This window comes from Pseudonocardia sp. 73-21 (assembly GCF_001899645.1).
In the GTDB taxonomy this organism is placed as follows: Bacteria; Actinomycetota; Actinomycetes; order Mycobacteriales; family Pseudonocardiaceae; genus Pseudonocardia.
In genome coordinates, this window is sequence record NZ_MKVV01000071.1 from 38,327 (window position 1) to 61,590 (window position 23,264).

General features: G+C 73.4%; 22 protein-coding genes and 1 pseudogene. 14 read left to right on the plus strand and 9 right to left on the minus strand.

Features of this window, described 5'->3' with window-relative positions; translation table 11 throughout:
• Nucleotides 1-257: 257 nt before the first annotated feature.
• Genes BGP03_RS22645 through BGP03_RS22655 form a run of 3 tightly spaced genes read left to right on the plus strand, consistent with a single transcriptional unit; the run spans nucleotide 258 to nucleotide 2,936 of the window.
• Nucleotides 258-689, plus strand: a complete 432-nt coding sequence (locus tag BGP03_RS22645; protein ID WP_296374882.1) for a nitroreductase/quinone reductase family protein — start codon at nucleotides 258-260, stop codon at nucleotides 687-689.
• Complete coding sequence (locus BGP03_RS22650; protein WP_298797005.1) at nucleotides 686-1,891, plus strand: FAD-dependent oxidoreductase; 1,206 nt, start codon at nucleotides 686-688, stop codon at nucleotides 1,889-1,891. Before BGP03_RS22645 ends, BGP03_RS22650 begins: the two co-directional genes overlap by 4 nt.
• A gap of 10 nt (nucleotides 1,892-1,901) precedes the next feature.
• Nucleotides 1,902-2,936, plus strand: coding sequence for an aldo/keto reductase (locus BGP03_RS22655; protein WP_296374801.1), 1,035 nt, complete (start codon nucleotides 1,902-1,904; stop codon nucleotides 2,934-2,936).
• On the opposite strand, the gene BGP03_RS22660 is transcribed toward BGP03_RS22655, so the two are convergent.
• Nucleotides 2,882-3,448, minus strand: coding sequence for a MarR family transcriptional regulator (locus tag BGP03_RS22660; protein ID WP_296374799.1), 567 nt, complete (start codon nucleotides 3,446-3,448; stop codon nucleotides 2,882-2,884). The genes BGP03_RS22655 and BGP03_RS22660 overlap by 55 nt on opposite strands.
• A 95-nt stretch (nucleotides 3,449-3,543) precedes the next feature.
• On the opposite strand from BGP03_RS22660, the gene BGP03_RS22665 reads away from it, so the two are divergent.
• On the plus strand, nucleotides 3,544-4,701 hold the full coding sequence (locus BGP03_RS22665) for a hypothetical protein (protein ID WP_296374797.1): 1,158 nt from the start codon (nucleotides 3,544-3,546) through the stop codon (nucleotides 4,699-4,701).
• 234 nt (nucleotides 4,702-4,935) lie between these two features.
• Here BGP03_RS22665 and BGP03_RS22670 read toward each other — a convergent pair.
• Nucleotides 4,936-5,859: pseudogene (locus BGP03_RS22670) on the minus strand (glycosyltransferase family 87 protein); the annotation flags it as partial.
• 24 nt (nucleotides 5,860-5,883) lie between these two features.
• Between BGP03_RS22670 and BGP03_RS22675 the strand changes: the two are divergent.
• Nucleotides 5,884-6,201 (plus strand): antibiotic biosynthesis monooxygenase, encoded by a 318-nt coding sequence (locus tag BGP03_RS22675; protein ID WP_298797001.1) that lies wholly within the window; start codon nucleotides 5,884-5,886, stop codon nucleotides 6,199-6,201.
• A 6-nt stretch (nucleotides 6,202-6,207) separates the two neighbouring features.
• Here BGP03_RS22675 and BGP03_RS22680 read toward each other — a convergent pair whose 3' ends face one another.
• Together BGP03_RS22680 and BGP03_RS22685 are read right to left on the minus strand one after the other, a co-directional pair.
• Complete coding sequence (locus BGP03_RS22680) at nucleotides 6,208-7,212, minus strand: TerC family protein (protein WP_298796999.1); 1,005 nt, start codon at nucleotides 7,210-7,212, stop codon at nucleotides 6,208-6,210.
• Between the two features lie 81 nt (nucleotides 7,213-7,293).
• Nucleotides 7,294-8,094 carry a hypothetical protein gene (locus tag BGP03_RS22685; RefSeq protein WP_296374880.1) on the minus strand — a complete coding sequence of 267 codons (801 nt, stop codon included), beginning with the start codon at nucleotides 8,092-8,094 and terminating at the stop codon, nucleotides 7,294-7,296.
• A 162-nt stretch (nucleotides 8,095-8,256) separates the two neighbouring features.
• Between BGP03_RS22685 and BGP03_RS22690 the strand changes: the two genes are divergently transcribed.
• Genes BGP03_RS22690 through BGP03_RS22700 form a run of 3 tightly spaced genes read left to right on the plus strand, consistent with a single transcriptional unit; the run spans nucleotide 8,257 to nucleotide 10,716 of the window.
• Nucleotides 8,257-8,646: a BatC protein gene (locus BGP03_RS22690; protein WP_299737393.1), complete on the plus strand. Its 390-nt coding sequence runs from the start codon at nucleotides 8,257-8,259 to the stop codon at nucleotides 8,644-8,646.
• A gap of 34 nt (nucleotides 8,647-8,680) precedes the next feature.
• Complete coding sequence (locus BGP03_RS22695; protein ID WP_296374791.1) at nucleotides 8,681-9,874, plus strand: cupin domain-containing protein; 1,194 nt, start codon at nucleotides 8,681-8,683, stop codon at nucleotides 9,872-9,874.
• A complete protein-coding gene (locus BGP03_RS22700) occupies nucleotides 9,871-10,716 on the plus strand; it encodes a sucrase ferredoxin (protein WP_298796996.1) in 846 nt (281 codons plus the stop codon). Before BGP03_RS22695 ends, BGP03_RS22700 begins: the two co-directional genes overlap by 4 nt.
• 4 nt (nucleotides 10,717-10,720) lie before the next feature.
• Here BGP03_RS22700 and BGP03_RS22705 read toward each other — a convergent pair whose 3' ends face one another.
• Entirely contained in the window at nucleotides 10,721-11,815 is a 1,095-nt protein-coding gene (locus tag BGP03_RS22705) for a phosphatase domain-containing protein (RefSeq protein WP_298796994.1), read from the minus strand.
• A 55-nt stretch (nucleotides 11,816-11,870) separates the two neighbouring features.
• On the opposite strand from BGP03_RS22705, the gene BGP03_RS22710 reads away from it, so the two are divergent.
• Complete coding sequence (locus BGP03_RS22710; RefSeq protein ID WP_298796992.1) at nucleotides 11,871-12,545, plus strand: HAD hydrolase-like protein; 675 nt, start codon at nucleotides 11,871-11,873, stop codon at nucleotides 12,543-12,545.
• 214 nt (nucleotides 12,546-12,759) lie between these two features.
• On the opposite strand, the gene BGP03_RS22715 is transcribed toward BGP03_RS22710, so the two are convergent.
• The 3 genes from BGP03_RS22715 to BGP03_RS22725 form a co-directional block, all read right to left on the minus strand.
• Nucleotides 12,760-13,521: an SDR family oxidoreductase gene (locus BGP03_RS22715; protein WP_296374784.1), complete on the minus strand. Its 762-nt coding sequence runs from the start codon at nucleotides 13,519-13,521 to the stop codon at nucleotides 12,760-12,762.
• A gap of 170 nt (nucleotides 13,522-13,691) precedes the next feature.
• Entirely contained in the window at nucleotides 13,692-15,203 is a 1,512-nt protein-coding gene (gene glpK, locus BGP03_RS22720; protein ID WP_298796990.1) for a glycerol kinase GlpK, read from the minus strand.
• Nucleotides 15,200-15,952, minus strand: a complete 753-nt coding sequence (locus BGP03_RS22725) for an IclR family transcriptional regulator (protein WP_296374780.1) — start codon at nucleotides 15,950-15,952, stop codon at nucleotides 15,200-15,202. Before BGP03_RS22725 ends, glpK (BGP03_RS22720) begins: the two co-directional genes overlap by 4 nt.
• Nucleotides 15,953-16,096: 144 nt before the next feature.
• On the opposite strand from BGP03_RS22725, the gene BGP03_RS22730 reads away from it, so the two are divergent.
• From BGP03_RS22730 to BGP03_RS22740, 3 genes are all read left to right on the plus strand, one after another.
• Entirely contained in the window at nucleotides 16,097-16,927 is an 831-nt protein-coding gene (locus tag BGP03_RS22730; protein WP_298796987.1) for an MIP/aquaporin family protein, read from the plus strand.
• 49 nt (nucleotides 16,928-16,976) lie between these two features.
• Nucleotides 16,977-18,497: a glycerol kinase GlpK gene (gene glpK / locus BGP03_RS22735; protein ID WP_298796985.1), complete on the plus strand. Its 1,521-nt coding sequence runs from the start codon at nucleotides 16,977-16,979 to the stop codon at nucleotides 18,495-18,497.
• A gap of 74 nt (nucleotides 18,498-18,571) precedes the next feature.
• A complete protein-coding gene (locus BGP03_RS22740; RefSeq protein ID WP_296374878.1) occupies nucleotides 18,572-20,230 on the plus strand; it encodes a glycerol-3-phosphate dehydrogenase/oxidase in 1,659 nt (552 codons plus the stop codon).
• 51 nt (nucleotides 20,231-20,281) lie between these two features.
• On the opposite strand, the gene BGP03_RS22745 is transcribed toward BGP03_RS22740, so the two are convergent.
• On the minus strand, nucleotides 20,282-21,775 hold the full coding sequence (locus BGP03_RS22745; RefSeq protein WP_298796983.1) for a Dyp-type peroxidase: 1,494 nt from the start codon (nucleotides 21,773-21,775) through the stop codon (nucleotides 20,282-20,284).
• Nucleotides 21,776-21,938: 163 nt separating this feature from the next.
• Here BGP03_RS22745 and BGP03_RS22750 point away from each other — a divergent pair, with 163 nt between their 5' ends.
• On the plus strand, nucleotides 21,939-22,238 hold the full coding sequence (locus BGP03_RS22750; protein WP_298796981.1) for a hypothetical protein: 300 nt from the start codon (nucleotides 21,939-21,941) through the stop codon (nucleotides 22,236-22,238).
• Nucleotides 22,226-23,215, plus strand: a complete 990-nt coding sequence (locus BGP03_RS22755; RefSeq protein WP_296374771.1) for a threonine/serine dehydratase — start codon at nucleotides 22,226-22,228, stop codon at nucleotides 23,213-23,215. The genes BGP03_RS22750 and BGP03_RS22755 overlap by 13 nt, the downstream gene beginning before the upstream one ends.
• The last annotated feature ends 49 nt before the right edge of the window (nucleotides 23,216-23,264 follow it).

Here is a 23,264-nt window from a genome sequence, read left to right on the forward strand (position 1 = left end):
GGCGGCCGCTTCGCGCAGGTGGACGACGTGTCCGCCTACACCGACATCCCGGTCGACCTGTGGGACCGGATCCGTGACCGGGCGGTGGCGTTCCGCGGCTGATCGCTGCGGCCGCGGGTCACATGCCCGCCCTGCCTCCCATCGCACCGTCCGACGTCGGGGTCACCGGCACGACGAAGGGCACCGCCCACATCACCCTTTTCATCTCTATTGTCGAGACACTTGTTCATCGAGGGAGTACGCTCGGTGCCGTGACCATGCCTGATCTCGTCGCCATGAACGCGACCACGAGCCGCAAGATCCTCGACGAGCCCGCACAGCCGCTCGTCGAGGGCGGGTACGCGCTGCGGGTGGTGCACACCACCGGGCGCCGCAGCGGCGAGCGGCGGGCCACCCCGCTGGGCGTCGTGCAGGTCGACGGCGCGCTCCACCTCATCTCCCCCGACCGCAGCCGCGCGTGGGTGCGCAACATCGAGGCCGACCCCCACGTCGAACTCGCCCCCGGTGAGGACCCGCGTCGAGCCGTCCCGGCCGACCCGGAACCCGCCGCGCGCGCCATCTCCGCCTACCTGAAGGCGATGCAGGTGCCGTGGGCCCTGCGGGCGTTCCCCATGTCCCCCGAGGCGAGCCACGAGGAGATCACCGAGCACCTCGACTCGATCGCGGTCTACCGCCTGGACCCCCGATGACGGACGTCGCCGTCGCCGGCGGTGGGCCCGGCGGGATGGTGCTCGCCTACCTGCTCGCGCGGGCCGGCATCCCCGTCACGCTGCTGGAGTCGCGTCAGGACTTCGACCGCGACTTCCGCGGCGACTCCCTGCACCCCTGGACGCTCGAGCTGTTCGACGAGCTCGGCCTCGCCGACGACCTGCTCGCCCTGCCGCACCACCCGGCGCGCTACTTCCGCTTCCACACCCCGAGCGGCGAGGTCACCACCGCCGACTACGGCAAGGTCAGGAGCAAGTACCCGTACGTCGCGCTCATGCCGCAGGCCCGCTTCCTCGACTTCGTCGCCGAGCGGGCGAAGCGGCTGCCGGGCTTCGAGCTCAAGCTGGGCGCGAAGGTCACCGGCCTCCTGGACGGCGGCGGCGTCCGCTACCGGGACGCCGACGGCGAGCACGAGCTGCCGGCCACGCTGACCGTCGCCGCCGACGGGCGGTTCTCCAGGATCCGCAAGCTCGCCGGGCTGCCCGCGCACTCGCTGGGCGCGCAGACCGACCTGCTGTGGTTCCGGCTGCCCCGTCACGACACCGACCCGCCCGACGCCGACGTCGACCTGTTCTTCGGCAGGCACCACTACGTGGGCCTGCTGAGCGGTCCCGTCGACTGGCAGATCGGCTACTCGCTGCCCAAGGGCGGCTACCCGGCCGTCCGCGAGGCCGGCGTGGAGCCGATCAGGGCGTTCCTGCGTGAGCACCTGCCGTGGCTCGGCGACCGCGTGGACCTGCTCACCGACATGAACCAGACCACGCTGCTCTCGGTGGACATCTCCCGCGTCGAGCGCTGGCACCGGCCGGGGCTGCTGCTCATCGGCGACGCCGCGCACGTCATCTCCCCCGTCGGCGGCAACGGGATCCTGATGGCCGTCCAGGACGCCGTGGCGGCGGCGAACCGGCTGGTCGGGCCCCTGCGCGCGGGCACCCTGACCGAGGACGACCTCGCCGCCGTGCAACGCGACCGCGAGCCGTCGATCATCGAGGTGCAGGCGCAGCAGGTGCGCACCGAGAAGCGCGTGGCGGCCGCCCGCGAGCGCGGCAGGCCGATCGCGCCGCCGGCGTTCCTCAAGCTGCTGACCGCGATCCCCGGCATCCGCGGGCGGGCCGCCCGCTCCAACGCCTACGGTCCGCGCCCGCCCTCGCTCGATCCTGCCGTCCTCGCGGTACCGGCCTAACGTCCAGGGCATGGACTACCGCAACCTCGGCCGGACCGGCATGCAGGTCAGCCCCCTCTGCCTGGGGGCCATGATGTTCGGCGCGTGGGGGGAACCCGATCACGACGTCTCGATCGGGATCATCCACCACGCGCTGGACTCCGGCATCAACTTCATCGACACCGCCGACGTCTACAGCCAGGGCGAGTCGGAGGAGATCGTCGGCAAGGCGCTGGCGGGCGGCCGGCGCGACGACGTCGTCCTGGCCACGAAGTTCCACGGCCAGATGGGCGAGCACCCGCTGCACAAGGGCAACTCGCGCCGCTGGATCGTCCAGGAGGTCGAGAACAGCCTGCGCCGCCTGCAGACCGACTGGATCGACCTCTACCAGGTGCACCGCCCCGAGGCGGGCACCGACGTCGAGGAGACGCTCTCGGCCCTGACCGACCTGCAGCGCCAGGGCAAGATCCGGGCGTTCGGCTCGTCCACGTTCCCGGCCCACGAGGTGGTCGAGGCGCAGTGGACCGCCGAGAGGCGCGCACTGGGCCGGTTCGTCACCGAGCAGCCGCCGTACTCGATGCTCGTGCGCGGCATCGAGAAGGACCTGCTCCCCGTCACGGAGAAGTACGGGATGGGCGTGCTGCCCTGGAGCCCGCTGGCCGGCGGCTGGCTCTCGGGCCGCTACCGCAAGGACCTGGAGATCCCGACGTCGCACCGCCGGCAACGGATGGCGGGCCGCTACGACCTGTCGATCCCGGCCAACCAGGCGAAGCTCGACGCCGCCGACGCGCTGGCCGGGGTGGCCGCGAAGGCCGGGCTGACCCTGGTGCACATGGCGCTGGCCTTCACGCTCGCCCACCCCGCGGTGACGGCGCCGATCATCGGCCCGCGCACCCTCGAGCACCTCGACTCGCAGCTCGGCGCGGTCGACGTGACCCTGGACGCCGACGTGCTCGACGCCATCGACGAGATCGTGCCACCGGGCGTCACGCTGTCACAGTTCGACGAGGGCTACGTGCCGCCGTCGCTCCAGGAGCCGTTCCTGCGCCGCCGCCGCACCGCCTGAGCCTCGCGCTGCGCGGTCAACTCGTCGAACCCGGCGTTCGGCGAGCCGCCCGCGCGGCCCTCGGTGAGGCGGTCGAGCATCACCTCGCAGACCTCGCGGAAGCTCTCCACCTGCTCGGGCGTCAGCCCGTCGAACAGGTTCTCCCGCACGCAGCGGACGTGCCCGGGCGCGGCCGCGCTCAGCACCTCACGCCCCGGCTCGGTGAGCACGACGTGGATCACGCGCTTGTCGATCGGGTCCAGCTCGCGCCGCACCCAGCCGTTCTTCTCCAGCCGCGACACCGCGTGGCTCATCCGGCTCTGGGAATGGTCCATGATCGCGGCCAGCTGCGTCATCCGGGCGGAGCCGCCGGGGCGGTCGGAGAGCTGCACGAGCACCCCGTAGTGGGTGTGCGCGATGTTCGAGTCGGTGAGCAGCTGCCGGTCGAGGGCCCGCATCAGCAGCATGTTCGACACCAGGTACGCCCGCCACGCCGCGGCCTCGGCCGGGCTCAGCCACTTCTCTGCGCTCACGGACACCACCCTAGTCAGACACTTGAACGTTGATATGACCGCTGTCCGGGCGGACCGGCGGTTCCTGCCGCCGGCGTGCCGGGCACTATTCCGGGGTGCCCACCGTCCTCGGCGCGTCGGCGGCCACCCGCACCCGGGTGCTCCGCGCGCTGGCGCCCGCCGCCGTCTACGTCGCGGTGCGGGCCGTCGGCGTCGCCGTGCTGGCGATCATGGCGGGTCGCGACGGCACCGGTGTCACCACCGCCCTGAACGCGTGGGACGGCGGCTGGCTCCTCACGATCGCCCGGGTCGGCTACGCCGGCGTACCGGCCGACGCGCTCGACGCCTACGGCCACCACACCCCGTTCACGGCGCTGGGCTTCTTCCCCGGCTACCCGGCCACGGTCGCGGCCGTCGGGCCCCTGGCCGGTGGCGACCTCCTGGTCGCCGGCCTGCTCGTCTCCCTGGTCTCCGGGATCGTCGGGGCCTACGCGCTGACCCGTCTCGGCGAGCTCGTTCCGGGCGGGTCGCACCGCGCCGGCCTGCTGCTGGTCGCGCTGTTCGCGGCCTCGCCCATGGGCGTGGTGCTGTCCATGACCTACACCGAGGCCCTGTTCTGCGCGCTCGCCGCCTGGGCGCTCGTGGGGGTGCTGCGCCGCCGGTGGCTGCTCGCCGGGCTGTGCACCGCCGCGGCCGGGCTGGTGCGCCCCACGGCGAGCTCGCTCGTGGCCGCCGTCGTGCTCGCGGCGCTGGCGGCCGTCATCGCCCGCCGGGACGGATGGCGCCCCTGGGCCGGCGGGGTGCTCGCCACCACCGGCCTGCTCGGTTACCTCGGCTGGGTCGCCGCACAGACCGGTGAGCCCGACGGCTGGTTCCGCATCCAGCGCACCGGCTGGGGCTGGCACCTCGACGGCGGCGGCGCCACCGCCCGCTGGGCGGCGAACGTGCTGGCCGACGGGAACCAGGTCTTCGACGTCGCCGTGCTGGTGGCGATCGTCGCGACGGCGGCCCTGTTCGTGATCGCCGTGCACATGCGGGTGCCGTGGCCGCTGCTCGTGTACGCCGCGCTCGTGCTCGTCACGGTCTGGGGCACGGACGGGCTGATGAACAGCAAGCTACGGCTGCTGCTGCCGGCCTTCGTGCTGCTGCTCCCGGTCGCGGTCGGGCTGGCGAAACGCCGTCGGTCCACCGTCGTCGCAGTGGTGGTGGCCGTGACGCTCGCGTCGGCGTGGTTCGGCGGCTACGCGCTGACGATCTGGCAGTACGCGATCTGACGGCCGGACGGCCACCGTCAGCACCGCCCAGTGCAGCAGCAGGATGCCGCAGTAGAGCGAGAGCGGCAGCGCGGGCGGCGGCCCGGTGCCGAACCACAACGGCGGCCACTCCATGCCGATCAGCGGCAGTGCCAGCAGGGCGTACGCGGCCGGGCGGCGGCCGTCGACGAGCACGACCAGCACGCCGGGCACCAGCAGCAGCAGGTAGTTGTTCCAGGTCAGCGGCGACGCGAGCAGGGAAGCGGCCGCCACGGCCCAGATGCCGGCGGCGTCGGCCGCGGCCTCCCGGACCGCGGCGACCCGCCACAGCGTGCCGACGACGACGGCGGCGGCGAGCACGTACCCGATGACGAGGGCACCGGGCAGCGCCACCAGCGGGTCTCCCCAGTCGTTCACCGTGAACAGCCGCACGACCGTCGCCGGCAGCGAGGCGTTGTCGAAGTAGGTCTCCAGCGGCTTGCGCAGCACCAGCCCCACCCACGTGCTCAGCGCGGAGTGACCGACGAGCAGGAACGCGGCACCCGAGGCCACCACGGCGACCACGGCCGCGACCACCGCGGTGCGCCGGCGGCGTCGCACGAGCGGCAGCAGGAGCAGCAGCGCCAGCGAGGGCTTGAGCGCGATCACGACGCCGAGCACCACCGGCTCGACCCGGGTCCACCCGCGGCGCACGGCCAGCCAGTACAGCGTCAGGCCGGCGGTGAGGACGACGTAGATCTGCCCCAGGCCGATCGTCGCGACGAACGGCGACGACACCAGGACCGCGGCCGTCACGACGGCCGTGTCACCGGCCGACGCCCCGGTCTCGCGGGCCACGACCACCAGGCAACCGACCATCAGCACGACGCTCACCAGCGCCATCACCCGGTAACCCTCGAACACGTCGAGGAGCCCGAGCGGGGAGAGCAGCACGGTGAACAGCGGCGGGTTCAGGTTGGGGTAGGTCGCCCCGGTGGCGTAGATGTCGCCGCCCTCCCGGAACGCCACCGCCGAGCGCCAGAACGTGTCGAAGTCGAGGTGGCTCGTGATCTGCGTCGAGACGAACCGGGTGAACGTGAAGCTGCCGCTGCGGACGAACAGCCAGGCGGCCACGGCGACGGCCATCGCGGTGAGGGCGAGGAACGCCCCGTCCTGGACGGCCCTGCGCGCCGGTGACATGGCGCGTGATCCTAGGGTCGTTACATGACCGAGGACAGGCGCGTCGGCCGGTACGTCCGGATGATGGCGCGCGAGGGACAGGGCAACCGGCTCGCCGACACGTTGCTGAAGGTCGCGAACGGCATGCGGGACGCCGAGGGCTGCGAGCTCTACCTGATCAACATCTCGAACGACGAGGCCGACGTCGTGTGGGTCACCGAGGTGTGGGCCGACGAGGCGGCGTCGGACCGGGCCCTCAACGGCGAGCTCGGCGAGGTCGGCATCGGCGACGTGCTGGAACTCCTTGCGGGCCCGCCGGAGCTGGTGGAGCTGACGCCGCTGGGCGGGGCCGGCCTGCGTTGATTCGGGTCAGCTCTCGCGCTCGGCCGGCTCCTTCGTGGCCCGCAGGCTCCCCGCGTGGGCCTTCGCCTCCGGGTTGCTCCTCGTCTTGATCAGGCTGGCCACCGTGACCACCACCAGCACCAGCACGATCACGCCGAGGCTGACGGGCGTGGAGATCTCCGGCACCGACGCCGAGATGTCGACGTGCGCCCAGTGCAGCATCAGCTTCACGCCGATGAACGCCAGGATCAGCGCGAGGCCGGTGGAGAGGTAGACGAGCCGGTCGAGCAGGCCCTGCACCAGGAAGAACAGGGCGCGCAGGCCCAGCAGCGCGAACGCGTTGGCGGCGAAGACGATGTAGGCCTCCTCCGTCACGCCGAACACGGCCGGGATGGAGTCGAGCGCGAACAGCAGGTCGATGCCGCCGATGGCGATCAGCACCACGAACAATGGCGTGACCATCCGCCTGCCGGCGATCCGCGTGACCAGCCTGCCCTCGTGGTACTCCTCCGTGACCGGGAGGAAGCGGCGGGCCGCCCTGACCACGGCGTTGTTCTCGACGTCGGGGTCCTCGTCGCGGTGGCGGAAGAGCTGGATCGCCGTGAACAGCAGCAGCGCACCGAAGACCAGGAACATGAACGAGAACAGCGACAGCAGCGTGGCGCCGACCGCGATGAAGATCCCGCGCATGACCAGTGCGAGCACGATGCCGAACGTCAGCACCTTGTGCTGGTGCTTCTCGGGCACCGCGAACGTCGTCATGATGATCACGAAGACGAACAGGTTGTCGACCGAGAGGCTCTTCTCGACGATGTAGCCGGCGAAGTACTGGGTGCCGAAGTCACCGCCGTACGCCGCGGCGAACCAGACGCCGAACGCGATCGCCACACCGATGTAGAACAACGACCACGCCGTGGCTTCGGCGAACCCCACCTTGTGCGGCCGGGCGGCCGCGATGATGAGGTCCAGCGCGAGCAGGACGACGATCAGCCCGATCGTCACCGCCCACGTGAGCCCACTGATCTCGAGCACGACGCCTCCAGGTCTCGCTTCATTACCGACGCTTTACCCAACGGCGGCCACGACCCCCTGGTTCCGTGCGTGACGGACGCCTCAACCGGAGGCGAAGACGCCGCTCGGGAAGCATCCCGCCCCGACCAGTGCACGAACGAGCGACCCGCCGATCTCACCCAGCCGGGTGGCCCCCTCGGCGCCGAGGTGGTCCCACGGTGCCGCGGCGAGCCGGGTGGTGCCGTCCTCGATCTCCCTGCGCAGGGCCGTGCCCGCGGACGTGAGTGCGGCGTCGGCGTCGAGGAGCCCCCGCTCGGCGAGCCCCGCGACGCCCGCGTCCCACTGCTCCTGCGACCAGCCACGGCTGGCGATCGCGAACGGCACCACGAAGCCCCGGCCCGTGGCGGTGTGCGTGATGATCGCCTCGAGACCGCTCAGCCCCGCGCCGACCAGCTGCGTGATGTGGCCGTCACCGCGGTGCTCGCGCAGGATCGTCAGCGCGTGCCAGAGCACGAGGTGCGGCTCGGTGGGCCAGTCCAGGTCCAGGTGCCCGGCGGCCAGCGGGCGGCCGTCCCCGGTGCACGCCTCGGCGGCGCGGCGGGCGAGCCCGGCGGCCTCGGCCATGTCGGCGGAGGCGACGACCTCGTCGCCCAGCATCCGGCGCAGCGCGGCGTCGACGGCGGCGAAGCGGGCCGTGACGAGCGCGTCGGGGGTGGCCAGCGACCAGGCCGCCGGGATGTGCCTGGCGACGAGCGCGGGGTTGAAGTTGTAGAAGGTGGCCGCCACGGCGCCGGCGCCGACGGCTCCCATCGGCGCGGCTCGGCCCGCGAAGTAGCTCATGCGTCCCGGCTTCAGGCCGGCTGCGGTGAGGTGCTGCTCGGTCTCGGGCGCGAAGTACGTCATCGCGTGCAGGGGTTCCAGGCCGCGGGCGACGCGGCCGGAGTCTCGGGGATCCACGGTGCGGACGCTACCGGGTGGAGATCGATGACACCGTGATTCGATCCGGCGAGACGGGGTAGTCCGCCGACGTCACCGCTCGTGGTGACCCGACACGAGGAGGACCACATGGCGCTCGACGACGACGACATGACCACCACCGCAGGCGACGGCACCGAGGGTCCGGCCGACAGCGGCGCGGGATCCGGCACCCCCGGCGTCTCCGACGGCGGCGCGGACGGCGGCGCCGACTCCGGCGCCGAGGGCCCGGCCGACAGCGGCGCAGGCTCCGGCACCCCCGGCGTCTCCGACGGCGGCGCGGACGGCGGCGCCGACTCCGGCGCCGAGGGCCCGGCCGACAGCGGCGCAGGCTCCGGCACCCCCGGCGTCTCCGACGGCGGGGCCGACGGCGGCGCCGACTCCGGCGCCGAGGGCCCGGCCGACAGCGGCGCAGGCTCCGGCACCCCCGGCGTCTCCGACGGCGGGGCCGACGGCGGCGCGGACAGTGGCGCCAACTGACGTCACCGGACCGGTGACGGGGGCGGGGCGGTCCGTGACGGACCGCCCGCTCTCCCGGGTCACCGGCCTCGACCCCGGCGCCTTCGGCGAGCGGCACTGGGGGCGCGAGCCGCTGCTCGTCCACGGTGCGGGGTTCACCGATCTCCTCGATCTCGACGGCGTCGACGAGCTGCTGTCGAGCCGCGGTCTGCGCACCCCGTTCCTGCGGCTGGCCCGCGACGGCGCGGTCGTCGACTCGACCTCCTTCACCGGCCCCGGCGGGGTGGGCGCGGAGATCGGCGACCAGGTGCGGGACGACAGGGTCGCCGCCCTGTTCGCCGGCGGCACCACCGTGGTCCTGCAGGCCCTGCACCGCCTCTGGCCGCCGGTGATCGACTTCTGCACGCGTCTGGGCGCCGAGCTCGGCCATCCCGTGCAGGCCAACGCCTACGTGACGCCGCCGTCGTCGCGCGGGTTCTCCGCCCACTACGACGTGCACGACGTGTTCGTGCTGCAGCTGGCCGGACGCAAGCACTGGACGGTGCACACCCCCGTCCATGCCGATCCCCTGCGCGGCCAGCCCTGGAACGACCACGCGACCGCCGTCGCCGCCCGGGCGCGCGACGACGAGCCCGCGCTCGACGTCGTGCTGGAGCCGGGCGACGCGCTGTACCTGCCCCGGGGCTGGCTGCACGCCGCCACGGCGCTCGGCGAGACGTCGGCGCACCTGACGGTCGGCGTGCACGTCGTCACCCGGTTCGCGCTGGTGGAGGCCCTGACCGCGCTGGTCGGCGACGATCCGGCGCTGCGGGCGTCGTTGCCGCTGGGGCTCGACGTCGCCGATCCCGGCGCGCTCGCCCCCCACCTCGACGCCGTGCGTGCGGCCCTGCACGCCGCGATCGACCGGATCCCGGCCGAGGCCGTCGCGCGCCGGACGCGCGGACGGGTCTGGACCGGCAACCGGCCCGAGCCGGTGCGGCCGGTGGCCGGGGCGGCGTTCGCCGACGGGCTGTCGGTCGGCGACGCCGTACGTCCGCGGATCGGGCTGCACCACCGGTTCGTCGACGGGGTGCTGGAGCTGCCCGACCGGCGGGTCGAGCTTCCCGCGGCGACGTGGCCCGCGGTCCGCGTCCTGCTGGCGGGGCCCGCCCGGGTGGGTAGCCTGCCGGACATGGACGACGCCGACCAGATCGTGCTGGTCCGGCGGCTGCTGCGGGAGGGCGTGCTGGTGCCGGCTGCGCCGCAGTGACCGCCCGTTGCGCCGATCTCGCCGACGCCACGGGCGATCCGCGGGAGGGCACGGCGCCGCCCGCCCGGCGCTGGTTCCTCGTCGAGCACCCCGGGCCCTGGGGGCGGGTGGCGCTGGCGCAGTCGGGAGTCGACCCGGCCGCGGTCCACGCGCTGGCGGCGTGGGCGCTGGCCGAGGGCGGGCGGGTGCTCCTGGTGCGCAGGCCGGGCCGGGCGGCGCCGTCGACCGAGCGTCGCTGGTTCCGCGTCGACTCCCGCGAGGGCGTCGAGGAGATCCGCACCGGCACGTTCACCGCGGAGTCGGAGCTGGTGGCGGCGGCCCGGGCCCTCGGCGATCCGTACGACGGCCCGCTGCACCTCGTCTGCGCGCACGGGCGGCACGACACGTGCTGCGCCGTGCGCGGGCGCCCGCTGGCCGCCGCTCTCGCCGCGGCCGACCCGGAGCGCACCTGGGAGTGCAGCCACATCGGCGGTTGCCGCTTCGCCCCCGCACTGGTGCTGCTGCCGCACGGGTTCACGCTCGGCGGCGTACCGGCCGACGAGGCGCCCGCCGTGGTCCGGGACTACGCCGCCGGACGGATCGACCCACGCTGGGTGCGCGGCCGCTCCTGCCACTCCCCCGCCGTCCAGGCCGCTCAGGACCACGCGCGCCGCACGACCGGCGCCGCCGGGGTGGACGCGTTGCATCTCGTCGACGCCACGGCGGACGGTGACCTGTGGACCGTCCGCTTCCGCGACCCCGACGTCTCCGTGGTGCTGCGCGAGCGCCGCGTCGACACGGGACGACCCCTCACCTGCTCGGCGACCGCGCCCGGCTGGATGCGGGTGTTCGAACCCGCGTGACCGGTCAGCCGGCCCGCACCTCGCTCAACGCGGACGGGTCCAGCAGCCCCAGCCCCGCCGCGTGTTCCGCGATCTCGACGCTGCCGTCGACGGCCACCATCGGCACCCCGCCCGCCGTGATCTGCGCGGCCAGCTCGTCCAGCGCCGTGATCCGGGCCGCCGACGCCGTGGCCGTGCGCCGGATGTACACCGCCAGGATCCGGTCGGGGTGCTCGCGGGCCAGCGTGGCGTAGATCTCCGGGTCGGCCTGCCCGCTGTCGCCGACGAGCACCAGGTCGAGGCGCGGGTGCTCGCCGAGCAGGCGGCGCACCACCCCCAGCTTGTGCTCCTGCGCCCCGATCCGGAACAGCCCGCTGCGCGACGGGCCCCAGTCCGTCAGCAGCATCGGCCCGAGCGGGAACCGGCGCAGGGCGATGAACTCCAGCAGCATCTCGTGCAGGTTCCACGGGCTGGTCGAGAGGTAGAAGACGGGACGGTCGGAGCCGACCAGTGCCCGGTAGAGGGCAGCCGCCCCGGGCAGCGGCGTGCGGTCGCCGACGTCGGTCATCAGCGTGGCCTTGAGGAACTGCCAGCCGCGCGACAGCCCGGTCTCGACGATCGTGTCGTCCACGTCGCTGACCAGCCCGACCCGCGCGTCGGGATGGACGACGAGCACCTGGGCGCGGGCGCTCGTGCCGTCGGCCAGGGCCAGCCCGACGTCGTGCCAGCCGGGGGCGAGCTCCGGCACGTCGAGCACGGCGTCGAGGTAGCCGTCGTCGTCGGTGCGGGCGGTGGCGGCGCCTCCGGGGGCGTCGACCGTGACCGGCGTGCGGGGCACCTCGACCGTCAGGAACCTGGCCAGCGTGGAGCGCAGCACCGCCCGCCTCGATCGCGGGCCCGGCAGCGGTGCGGCCGGCACGCCCACCGCGGGCGCCTCCACGTCCGGCCGGCCGCGCACGACGCGGCCGCCGATCCGGATGCGCCGGGTGGTGCCGTGGCCGATGAACGGGACGATCATCGGGCGGTCCCGGCCGCGGATCCGCAGGATCAGCCACAGCACCATCTGCACCGCGTCCTCCACGGTCATGGCGGCCCGGATGAGCACTCGGCGCAGAGTCACCCCGGACAACTACCTCACGCCGGGGCGAACCGCCAGCCCACGTACGCTGCGACCAGTGCGCACCGTGCTCCTCGACCTCGACGGCACCCTCGTCGACTCCGCGTCCCTGATCACCGAACACCTGGCCGCCGCGATCACCGAGGCCGGCGTCCCGACGCGGTTCACCCCGCAGCAGCTGCGCGGCCTGGTGGGCCCGCCGTTCGAGACGGCGCTGCCGGAACTGGGCCTCACGCCCGACCAGACGCTGGCCACGATCGCCGCCTACCGCGTCAGCTACGACGCCGTCGCCGCCACGCACACGCCGCTCTATCCCGGCGTGCCCGAGCTGCTGGGCGAGCTGGCGGCCGCGGGGCTGCGGCTCGCGGTGGCCACGTCCAAGCCGGAACACCTGGCGGTCCGCATCGTCGGGGGCGTCGGGATCGGCGGGCACTTCACGCTGGTCGGCGGCGCCGACCACGCGATCGGCCGGGTCGGCAAGAACAGGGTGGTGGCGTCGGTGCTGGAACGACTCGCCCTCGACCCGTCCCGCGACGCGGTGGTGATGGTGGGCGACCGCCACCACGACGTCGACGGGGCGGGCGAGCACGGCGTGCCCACCGTCGGGGTGGGGTGGGGCTACGCCGAGCCCGGCGAGCTGGCCGGCGCGGTGACCGTGGTGGACACCCTCGAGGCCCTGCGCGAGGTGCTCACCGGCGACGATGTCTGGTCCGCGACGGTCACGGCGGCCTAGCGACATCGGGGGCACGCACGTGGCCACCCGACCGGGGGAGCCGTCCGACCGGCCCCGTCCGTGTCATCCCGTCGGCGGGAGCCGGCGAACCACCTGCGGGGGCTCCCCGCCGGCCGGACCGGGTGGGACGTGCCCGAGGGCGACGACGGCGCCGCGCGCGTCCACCGGTGCCTGGCGCGGCTCCCCTCGACGGCCCCACCCGCTGCCGCCGGGGTCAGAGGATCCCCGCCGGCATGCCCCCGCCATCGACGCTGATGCGCTGGCCGGTGAGGTAGTCGGCGTCCTGGCCGGCCAGGAACGCCACCACCCCGGCGACGTCCTCGGGGCGGGCGACGCGGCCGAACGGGAAGCGTCCGTCGAGCTCGGCGATGGTGGTGCCCGCGGTCGCGGCCACCAGCCGGTCGCCCATGTCCGTGGCCACCAGCCCGGGCGCCACGATGTTGACCCGGACGCCCGCGCCGCGCTCCTCCGCTGCGAGCGTGCGGGCCGCGGCCTCCAGCGCCACCTTCGCCATCGTGTAGGCCGCCCCGTTCGCGGGGGCCCGGTCGACGATCACGCTCGACACGACGATCACGTCGGCGCGCCCGGCCGCGCGCAGGTCGGGCAGCAGCAGGCGGACCAGCTCCAGCGGGCCGAGCGTGTGCACCCGCAGCAGGCGCAGGTACTCGTCCTCGCCGGTGTCGGCGATCGCCGTGCCGCGGCTGGCCGTGCCCGCGTTGCTGACGAGCAGGTCCACCGGCCCGAGGTCGGTGCGCACGGCGTCGACCATCGCGGCCACCGCGTCGGAGTCGCCGATCGCCGCCCGGTAGGCCCGGGCCGTGCCGCCCGCCCTCTCGACCGCGGACACCGTGTCGGCCGCCGCCGCCTCGTCGCGGCGGTAGTTGACGGCCACGGTGGCGCCGTCGGCGGCCAGACGCAGGGCGATGGCGCGGCCGATCCCACGGGAGGCGCCGGTGACGAGGGCAGTTCGTTTCATGGGGATCACCATGCCCGATGTGCGGCAGGATGCGGGCACCGATCGGTGGCGCGGGCCCACCAGGGACGAGACCGGGGCGCGGGGCTGCACCGGCTGCTGCCGCTGCTCGGCCCGCACCGGCGCTGCTGCCGTTCGACCGTGTGGTGACCGACCGGATCGCCCGGGCCCGGTCAGTCCCCCGCCGGCGTCTGCACCCAGCCGTAGCTGCGGTTGACCGCCCGTCCCCAGTTCTCGCGCTCGCGGCGGCGCAGGTCGGGGTCCATGGCCGGCTCCCAGGCCGCGGCGCGGTGCCAGTTGGCGCGCAGCACCTCCACGTCCGACCAGTGCCCCACCGCCAGCCCCGCCGCGTACGCCGCACCCAGCGACACCGCCTCCGACCCCAGCGGCCGCTCCACCGGCACGTCGAGGACGTCGGCGACGAACTGCATGAGCAGGTGGTTGGCCGTCATCCCGCCGTCCACCTTCAGCCGGGTGACGGGCACCCCGGAGTCGGCGTCCATCGCCTCGACGACCTCGCGCGTCTGCCAGCCGGTGGCCTCCAGGACGGCGCGGGCGAGGTGGCCGCGGTTGATGAACGACGTCAGCCCGACCATGACGCCGCGGGCGTCGGGGTGCCAGCGCGGGGAGTACAGCCCGGAGAACGCGGGCACGATGTAGCAGCCGCCGTTGTCCGCGACGGTGCCCGCGAGCGTCTCGATCTGGGCGGCGGTGGAGATCATGCCGAGCGAGTCGCGGAACCACTGAACCAGCGACCCCGTCATCGCGATGGCGCCCTCCAGCGCGTACACGAGCCCAGACCGATCTGACAGTTCGCCGAACATGTAGCCGACGGTCGGGATCAGGCCGTGGGTGGAGCGCGCGAGCCGCTCCCCGGTGTTCATCAGCAGGAACGCGCCGGTGCCGTAGGTGCACTTGGCCTCGCCCGGTGCGAAGCACGCCTGGCCCACGAGCGCCGCCTGCTGGTCGCCGAGCGCACCCGACACCGGGACGCCGGGCAGCACCGTGGTGCAGGTGCCGTAGACCTCCGCGCTGGGGCGGATCTCCGGCAGCATCCGGCGGGGGACCTCCAGGACGTCGAGCAGCTTGTCCGACCATTCCAGACGCCGGATGTCCATGAGCATCGTGCGGCTCGCGTTGGTGACGTCGGTGACGTGGCGGCCGGTCAGCTTCCAGATCAGCCAGCTCTCCACGGTGCCGAACAGGACGTCGCCCGCCTCGGCTCCCTCCCGGGCCCCGGGCACGTGGTCGAGCAGCCACCGCAGCCTCGGGCCCGCGTAGTAGGTGGCGGGGGTGAGGCCGGAGATCTCCTCGACGAGCGGCCCGTGGCCGTCCTCGGCGAGGCGGGCGACGATCCCGTCGGTGCGGGTGTCCTGCCAGGTGATCGCGCGGGCCAGGGGTTCGCCGGTGTGCCGGTTCCAGATGACGGTGGTCTCGCGCTGGTTGGCGATGCCCAGCCCCACCAGGTCCTCCGGCCCCAGGCCGGCGCTGCGCAGGGCCGCGGGCACCACGCGGGTGACGTTGCGCCAGATCTCGCCCGCGTCGTGCTCGACGAGGCCGGGCTGCGGGTAGTGCTGGCGGTGCTCCAGCTGCGCGACGGCCAGCATCCGGCCCGAGCGGTTGAACAGCAGGCAGCGCGTGGAGGTGGTGCCCTGGTCGATGGAGGCGACGACGCGCTCGGTCACAGGAGCGCCACCGAGATCTCGCGGGACGCGCCTAGCAGCTGCTCGGCCAGCCTCGGGCGCAGCTCGCCGCCCACCCCGAACAGCTCCTCCGCCGGCCCGACCAGGCCCAGCGCCCCCACCACCACGCCGCCGCTGGCCCGCAGCGGCGCCGCGGCCCCGCCGACGCCCGCCTCGAACTCGCCGGTGTCGCCCGCCCAGCCGCGGTGCCGGGCGGTGGCCAGGTGCTTCTCCAGCGTGGCGGCGACGGTGCAGGTGCGGCCCGTCCACGGGTGCAGGTCGAGATCACCGGGCCGGGGCGTGGCCACCGGCGCGAACGCGAGCAGGCACTTGCCCAGCGCCGTGGCGTGCAGGGGGAGCTCCTCGCCCGTGCGCAGCCGCTGGTGGCTGCCGTCGGGGCGGAAGACGTGGTGCACCAGGCGGACCGTCCGGTGCTCGACGACGCCCAGGTGCACGGCCAGGCCGCTGCTGCCGGCGAGCGCGTCGGCCCAGTTCATGGCCGCGGCCCGCAGGTCGTGGCGGTCGCGGAGGTGGCCGAGCTCCTGCAGGCCCGAGCCCAGCATGTACCGGTTGGAGTCCATGTCCTGGTCGACGAAGCCCACGTCGCGAAGCGTGCGGACGATGCCGTGGGCCGTCGGACGGGGCAGGTCGAGCGCCGCCGCGATCTCGTTCAGGCCGAGCGGCCGGCCCGTGCCACCGAGCAGCCGCAGCACGGCTGCGGCCCGTTCGATCGACTGGATGGCCCCCGGCACGACCCCGACATTACGACGACTGGTGTGACCTTCGCCCGTTCGGGCGTTCGACAATGCCGAACGCCTGGCGTTGCCGCAGGTCCGGTCGATTCCTAGCGTCCCCAGCGACCCGCGACGGGAGCGGGCAGAAACCGGAGGGCTTCGATGGCGAAGAACTCGATAACGCAGAACTCGGTCGTCGGGGAACTGAGCGCCGAGTTCCTGGGCACCATGATCCTCATCCTGTTCGGCAACGGAGTGGTCGCACAGGTCGTGACCAGCTCCGACAAGAGCCTCGGCGGCCACGACTCGATCGCGTGGGCGTGGGGCCTCGGCGTCACGCTCGGGGTGTACGTGGCGGCGCGGCTCTCGGGAGCCCACCTCAACCCGGCCGTGACGATCGCGCTGGCCGCGTTCAAGGGCTTCTCCTGGCGGAAGGTCCTCCCCTACTCGCTGGCGCAGACCGCGGGTGCGTTCGTGGCGGCGCTGATCGTCCGGTTCGTGTACGCGGACCTCATCAACGCCATGGACCCGGGCCACACCTACAAGACCCAGGGCATCTTCTCGACGCTGCCGGGCAACGGGGCCGGGCCGGTCACGATCCCGACCGCGTTCTTCGACCAGATCGTCGGCACCGCGATCCTCGTCTTCGTGATCTTCGCGCTGACGACGGCCGCGAACAACGCCCCGCTGTCCAACCTCGGTCCGGTGGTCGTCGGCCTGCTCGTCGTCGCGATCGGGATGGCGTGGGGCGCGAACGCCGGCTACGCGATCAACCCGGCCCGTGACTTCGGGCCGCGGCTCGCCTCGTTCGTGACGGGGTACGCCACCGCGTTCCTGGACCAGCACGGCAGCGTGTACTTCTGGCTACCCATCGTGGCCCCGATCATCGGCGGCCTGATCGGTGGGGCACTGTTCAAGTACATGATCGAAGGCTTCCTGTCCACCGCCACCGGCGAGGACATCACGGTGTCCGAGCCGATCGAGAACCGCTGAGGCCTGCTCGTCAGAGCCGGACATCGCTACCGCAGAAGGAGAGAACTCAATGGCCGAGTTCGTCGGTGCCGTCGACCAGGGCACCACCAGCACCCGATTCATGGTTTTCGACCACTCCGGCAACGAGGTGGGCCGCCACCAGCTCGAGCACGAGCAGATCCTCCCGCAGGCCGGCTGGGTGGAGCACAACCCCGTCGAGATCTGGGAGCGCACGTCGTCGGTCATCCAGACCGGGCTGAACAAGACCAACCTGTCGGCGAGCGACCTCGTCTCCCTGGGCATCACCAACCAGCGCGAGACGGCCGTGGTGTGGGACAAGCGCACCGGACGCCCGCTCTACAACGCGATCGTCTGGCAGGACACCCGCACCGACCGCATCGCCTCCGCACTCGACCGCGACGGCCGCGGCGACGTGATCCGCCAGAAGGCGGGCCTCCCGCCGGCCACGTACTTCTCCGGCGGCAAGATCCAGTGGATCCTCGAGAACGTCGACGGCGCCCGTGAGGCGGCCGAGTCGGGGAACGCGATCTTCGGCAACACCGACACCTGGCTGCTCTGGAACCTCACCGGCGGCACCAGCGGGGGCGTGCACGTCACCGACCCGACCAACGCCAGCCGCACGATGCTGATGAACCTCGAGACCCTCGACTGGGACGACGAGCTCCTCGGCTTCTTCAACATCCCGCGCGCGATGCTGCCGGAGATCAAGCCCAGCTCCGCCCCGGGCGAGGGCTACGGCACGACGCTGAAGAACGGGCCACTGAACGGCGAGGTCACCCTCAACGGCGACCTCGGTGACCAGCAGGCCGCGATGGTCGGCCAGGTCTGCCTGGCCCCCGGCGAGGCCAAGAACACCTACGGCACCGGCAACTTCATGCTGCTCAACACGGGCACGGAGCTGGTGCGCTCGAAGGCGGGCCTGCTCTCCACGGTCTGCTACAAGTTCGGCGACGAACCGACGGTGTACGCCCTGGAGGGCTCCATCGCCGTCACCGGGTCGGCCGTGCAGTGGCTGCGCGACCAGCTCGGCATCATCTCCGGCGCATCGGAGAGCGAGTCGCTGGCCCGGCAGGTGCCCGACAACGGCGGCGTGTACTTCGTGCCGGCGTTCTCCGGGCTCTTCGCCCCGTACTGGCGTTCCGACGCCCGCGGCGCGATCGTCGGCCTGTCGCGGTTCAACACCAACGCCCACCTGGCGCGCGCCACGCTGGAGGCGATCTGCTACCAGAGCCGCGACGTGGCCGAGGCCATGGAGAAGGACTCCGGGGTGCACCTGGAGGTGCTCAAGGTCGACGGCGGCGTCACCGCCAACGAGCTGTGCATGCAGATCCAGGCCGACGTGCTGGGCGTCGAGGTCAGCCGTCCGGTGGTCGCGGAGACCACGGCCCTGGGTGCGGCGTACGCGGCCGGGCTCGCCGTGGGCTTCTGGAAGAACACCGACGAGTTGCGTTCCAACTGGAACGAGTCGAAGCGCTGGACGCCGCAGTGGTCCAAGGAACAGCGTGACGAGGGCTACGCGAAGTGGGGCAAGGCGGTCACGCGCACGTTGGACTGGGTAGACGTCAGCTGAGCTAGGCCTACGAAAGGATCATCATGCGATCGGTCGCACTCTCTCCCGACAACCGGTCCGCCGCGCTGTCGGCGATGGCCGCGACCGAACTCGACGTGCTGGTCATCGGGGGTGGTGTCGTGGGCGCGGGAAGCGCCCTCGACGCCGCCACCCGAGGCCTGAACGTCGGGCTCGTCGAGGCCCGTGACTTCGCCTCCGGCACGTCGAGCCGGTCCAGCAAGCTCATCCACGGTGGCCTGCGCTACCTGGAGATGCTGGACTTCCGGCTCGTCGCCGAGGCCCTGTCCGAGCGGGGGCTGCTCATCGACAAGCTCGCCCCCCACCTGGTCCGCCCGGTGCCGTTCATCTACCCGCTCAAGCACCACGTGTGGGAGCGGTTCTACGCCGGCAGCGGCGTGGCGCTCTACGACGCGCTGGCCAAGGCGTCGGGCAACGGGGCCGGGCTGCCCCTGCACCGGCACCTCACGCGCCGGGGTGCGCGCCGGATCGTGCCGTCGCTGCGCAAGGACGCGCTGGTCGGCGCCCTGCAGTACTACGACGCGCAGGTCGACGACGCGCGGCACACGATGTTCATCGCCCGCACGGCCGCCGCGTACGGGGCGCACGTGGCCACCCGCGCCCGGGTGGTCGGGCTGCTGCGCGAGGGCGAGCGGGTCACCGGCGCCGAGGTGCACGACCTGGAGTCGGGCGCCACCGTCAAGATCCACGCCAGGCAGGTCATCAACGCCACCGGCGTGTGGACCGACGAGACGCAGGCCCTGGTGGGCGAGCGCGGGCAGTTCAAGGTGCGCGCCAGCAAGGGCATCCACCTGGTGGTCCCGCGCGACCGCATCCAGGGCGACTCCGGCCTGATCCTGCGCACCGAGAAGTCGGTGCTGTTCGTCATCCCGTGGGGCCGGCACTGGATCATCGGCACCACCGACACGGACTGGGACCTCGACAAGGCCCACCCGGCCGCGTCCGCCGCCGACATCGACTACCTGCTCACCCACGTCAACGCCGTGCTGGAGCAGCCGCTCACGCACGCCGACGTGGAGGGCGTGTACGCCGGTCTGCGGCCCCTGCTCTCGGGCGAGTCGGACTCCACGTCCAAGCTCTCCCGCGAGCACGCCGTGGCCCACACCGCGCCGGGGCTCGTCGTCGTCGCGGGCGGGAAGTACACCACCTACCGGATCATGGCCAAGGACGCTGTGGACGCGGCGGTGCACGCCCTGGACGCCAAGGTGCCGGCGTCGGTCACGGAGAACGTGCCGCTGCTCGGGGCCGAGGGCTACGACGCGGTGAAGAACAACCGCTACCTGCTGGCCCAGCAGTACGGGCTGCACGTGGCCCGCATCGAGCACCTGCTGGGGCGCCACGGGTCGCTCGTCGACGAGGTGCTGGAGCTCGTCGCCGCCGACCCGACGCTGGGCGAGCCGCTGGCCGGGGCGCCCGACTACCTGCGCGCCGAGATCGTCTACGCGGCGTCGCACGAGGGGGCCCGGCACGTCGAGGACCTCCTGGCGCGGCGCACCCGCATCTCGATCGAGACCTTCGACCGCGGTGTGAGCTCGATGGAGGAGGCGGCGAGGCTCGCCGCTCCGGTCCTGGGTTGGAGCGAGGAGCAGATCGAGCGCGAGGTGGAGCACTACCGCAAGCGCGTCGACGCCGAGCGGGAGAGCCAGAAGATGCCCGACGACGAGACGGCCGACTCCGCGCGCCTCGGCGCACCCGAGGTCGTGCCGCTGGTCTGAGAACGGCGCACGGTCCGGCCGCCCGCCCCACGGGGGCGGCCGGACCGGTGGCTACTTCCCCAGCTCGGAGATCGCCGGGATCGACGGCGCGAAGAAGTACTCGCCGCCCTGCATGTGCACGAACCGGTCGAAGCCCAGCTGTGGCTTGCGGCCCGCCTGCTTCGAGAACGGCGCCGCGCCGAGGAAGGGCAGCCCGGCCCCGCCCTGACCGATGATCGGGTCGACGCCGCTCCCCGGCTGGCTGAAGTCGTCGGCGTTCACCCAGGCCGCCTGCACGAACTCGAACTGGTCGTCGATGTCGGTGACGTAGCAGGCGAACAGCAGCCCCCGCTGCTCGACGGTCTCCCCGTCGAGCGCCTCGTCCGCCGTCAGCTCCGGGCCGAACGCGATGCCGCGGCGCATCATCCGGTGGCTCTGGGTGAACGCCTCGGCGCCGGCCACCTCGTCCTCGGCGGGGGAGGTGTCGTGGCGGACGTCGTCCCGCGGGTAGGCCTTGCGGATGTGGGCCGCCCACGGGCAGGCGAGCGCCTCGCGGTCCCCGCCGAACTCGAAGGCGTTGACGCCGGGCGTGCCGTCGGCGACCGTCGGGTCGTCGTGGCGGGGGGCGTTGATCAGGGCGGCCCCGCTCTTCCAGCGGCCGACCATCTGGGCGCCCAGCAGGTCGGCCGACGCCGCGTCCGACGCCGCCGGGTCGATCGCGGCGGCGGCCTCCTTGACCGCGACGTCGAACTCCGGGACCTGCTGCGCGAGGCGGCGGAAGACGAGGAACGCGCCGTTGCGCATGAGCTCCACGGGCGGCTCGGCGACCGTGCCCTGCACGGTGAAGTCCGCACCGAAGGGGTCCTGGCCGGGGTAGCCGAACAGGAACTCGCCCGGCCAGAGCAGGTCCCGACCGGGATCAGCCTGGTCCTGGTCGGGCCCGAGGGTCGGATCGAGCGGCACCCCCGGTGCGATCCGCCCGCGCACCGCGGGCTGGGAGACACCGTCGGCGTAGCCGAAGTGCTCGTGGCCCGCCACCGGGTCGGGGCGCACCGTGCCCGTCTCGGTCCGGACGTGCGACCAGCCGTTGGCGGCGGGCGGCGCCAGGCGCAGCGCGATGGTGCCGTTCACCTCGGCCTCGGTGGCTCCGGCCACCAGGAACACGCCGTCGACCGGTTCGTTCGGGCCCAGGATGTCCCAGCCCCGGGGGTCGGGGTCGGCCAGCCTGGCGGAGCTCGCCGCCATGCCGCGGCCGAACTCGCTGTCCTGGACCAGCCCGTCCACGCCGAGCGTCTCGAGGCCGGCGCGGGTGAAGGCGATGTTGAGGCCGGGGGTGGGCAGCAGGCCCGTGCTCCCGGCGGCCCGGCCGGCGGCGACGGCGGCGCGCTGGTCCAGGCAGTCCTGCATGCTGGTGATCTCCAGGCCGCGTAGGAACACCCGGAACTTCTCGGTGTCCTGGATGCGGAAGAACACCCACTTCTCGCTCTTCTTCAGAAGACCGACGAGGATGTCTCCCTGGATGTCGGTGGTCGGGAACAACGGCTCGGCACTGATGTCGCGCACCATGGTGGGCTTCTCTCGGCGAAGGGTCAGTCCCCAGCAGGAGGGCGCCGCGGGCCCGCTGATACGCCGCGTCAGCGCGGCGCCGGCCCGAACGGCCGGCTGCTCGGGCAGCCGCCGGCGCACGAGCCTCCCGGCGGACTGCTGCACCCTCGCGCCGCTGAGTCCGATGATCTCCATCTTGCGGGGGCCGGGGAGAGGCCGTGCCGAGCCTCCCGGCGGCCCGGCACATCGACACCACGGCGAGGCGGCCACCGGCAACGGCTCCATCGGCGCGGCCGTGCTCTCCGGGGTCGCGCGGCAGCCCGGGGCGCGCGCCACGCTCGTCTCGAACAGCCTCGTCCACCTCGCGCTGGTCGAGGCGGCGTACTTCAGCAACCCGGCGTTCGCGGCGCTCATGATCTTCGCGCCGGCCGCGGACCGCGACCCGGACGGTGGGGCCCGTACCGTGGGGCCGTGGCCGATCTGATCTCCCTCGACGACATCACCGCCGCCGCGGCGCGCATCGCGGGACACGTCCTGCGCACCCCGACGGTGCCCTCCCCCGGCCTGACCGCGCTGCTCGGTGTGCCCGTCACGCTCAAGCTGGAGCTGTTGCAGCGCACCGGGTCCTTCAAGGCGCGCGGGGCGTTCCACAAGCTGCTCGGGCTCGGCGACGCCGAGCGCGCGGCCGGGGTGGTGGCGGTCAGCGGCGGCAACCACGCCACCGCTCTCGCCGACGCCGCCGGGGCGCTCGGCATCGCCGCCACCGTCGTGATGCCGCAGGCCGCGCCCGCGCGGTCGGTCGCGGCGGCGCGGGCCTCGGGCGCCGATGTGCGGCTCACCCCGGACATGCCGGGCGCGTTCGCGCTGATGGACGAGCTGGTGGCCGCGGGCATGACCCTCGTGCACCCCTTCGACGACGCCGGGGTGATCGCCGGGCAGGGCACGGTGGGCGCCGAGTTCGCCGCGGACGCGCCGGAGGTCACCGACGTGCTGGTGAGCATCGGCGGCGGCGGGCTGATCGCGGGTGTGGCCACCGCCTTCCGGGCGCTGCGCCCCGGGGTGCGGGTGTGGGGCGTCGAGACCGAGGGCGCCGAGGCCATGACGTGCGCCCTGGAAGCGGGCGCCCCGGTGCCCATCACCCCGACGTCGATCGTGAGCACGCTCAGCGCCCCGCACGTCTCACCGCTGACGCTGGACCACGTCCGCAAGCTGGTGGAGGACGTGCTCGTCATCCCCGACGCCGACGCCGTGCGCGGCACCCTGACGCTGGCCGAGGCGGCGAAGGTGTGGGCGGAGCCGGCGGCGGGCTGCCTGGTTCCGGCGGCGGGGCAGGTCCTGGAACGGGTGGGCCCGAACGCCCGCCTGGGCCTGGTGGTCTGCGGCGGCAACGTGACGACAGCGGACGTGACGACCTGGACGGCCCGGTTCTCCGCCACCCCGGCCCCCGCCCCACCGCGGTGATCAAGGCGCTGATGTCGCTCGCCGTGATCCACTGACGTCGTCAGTGCCC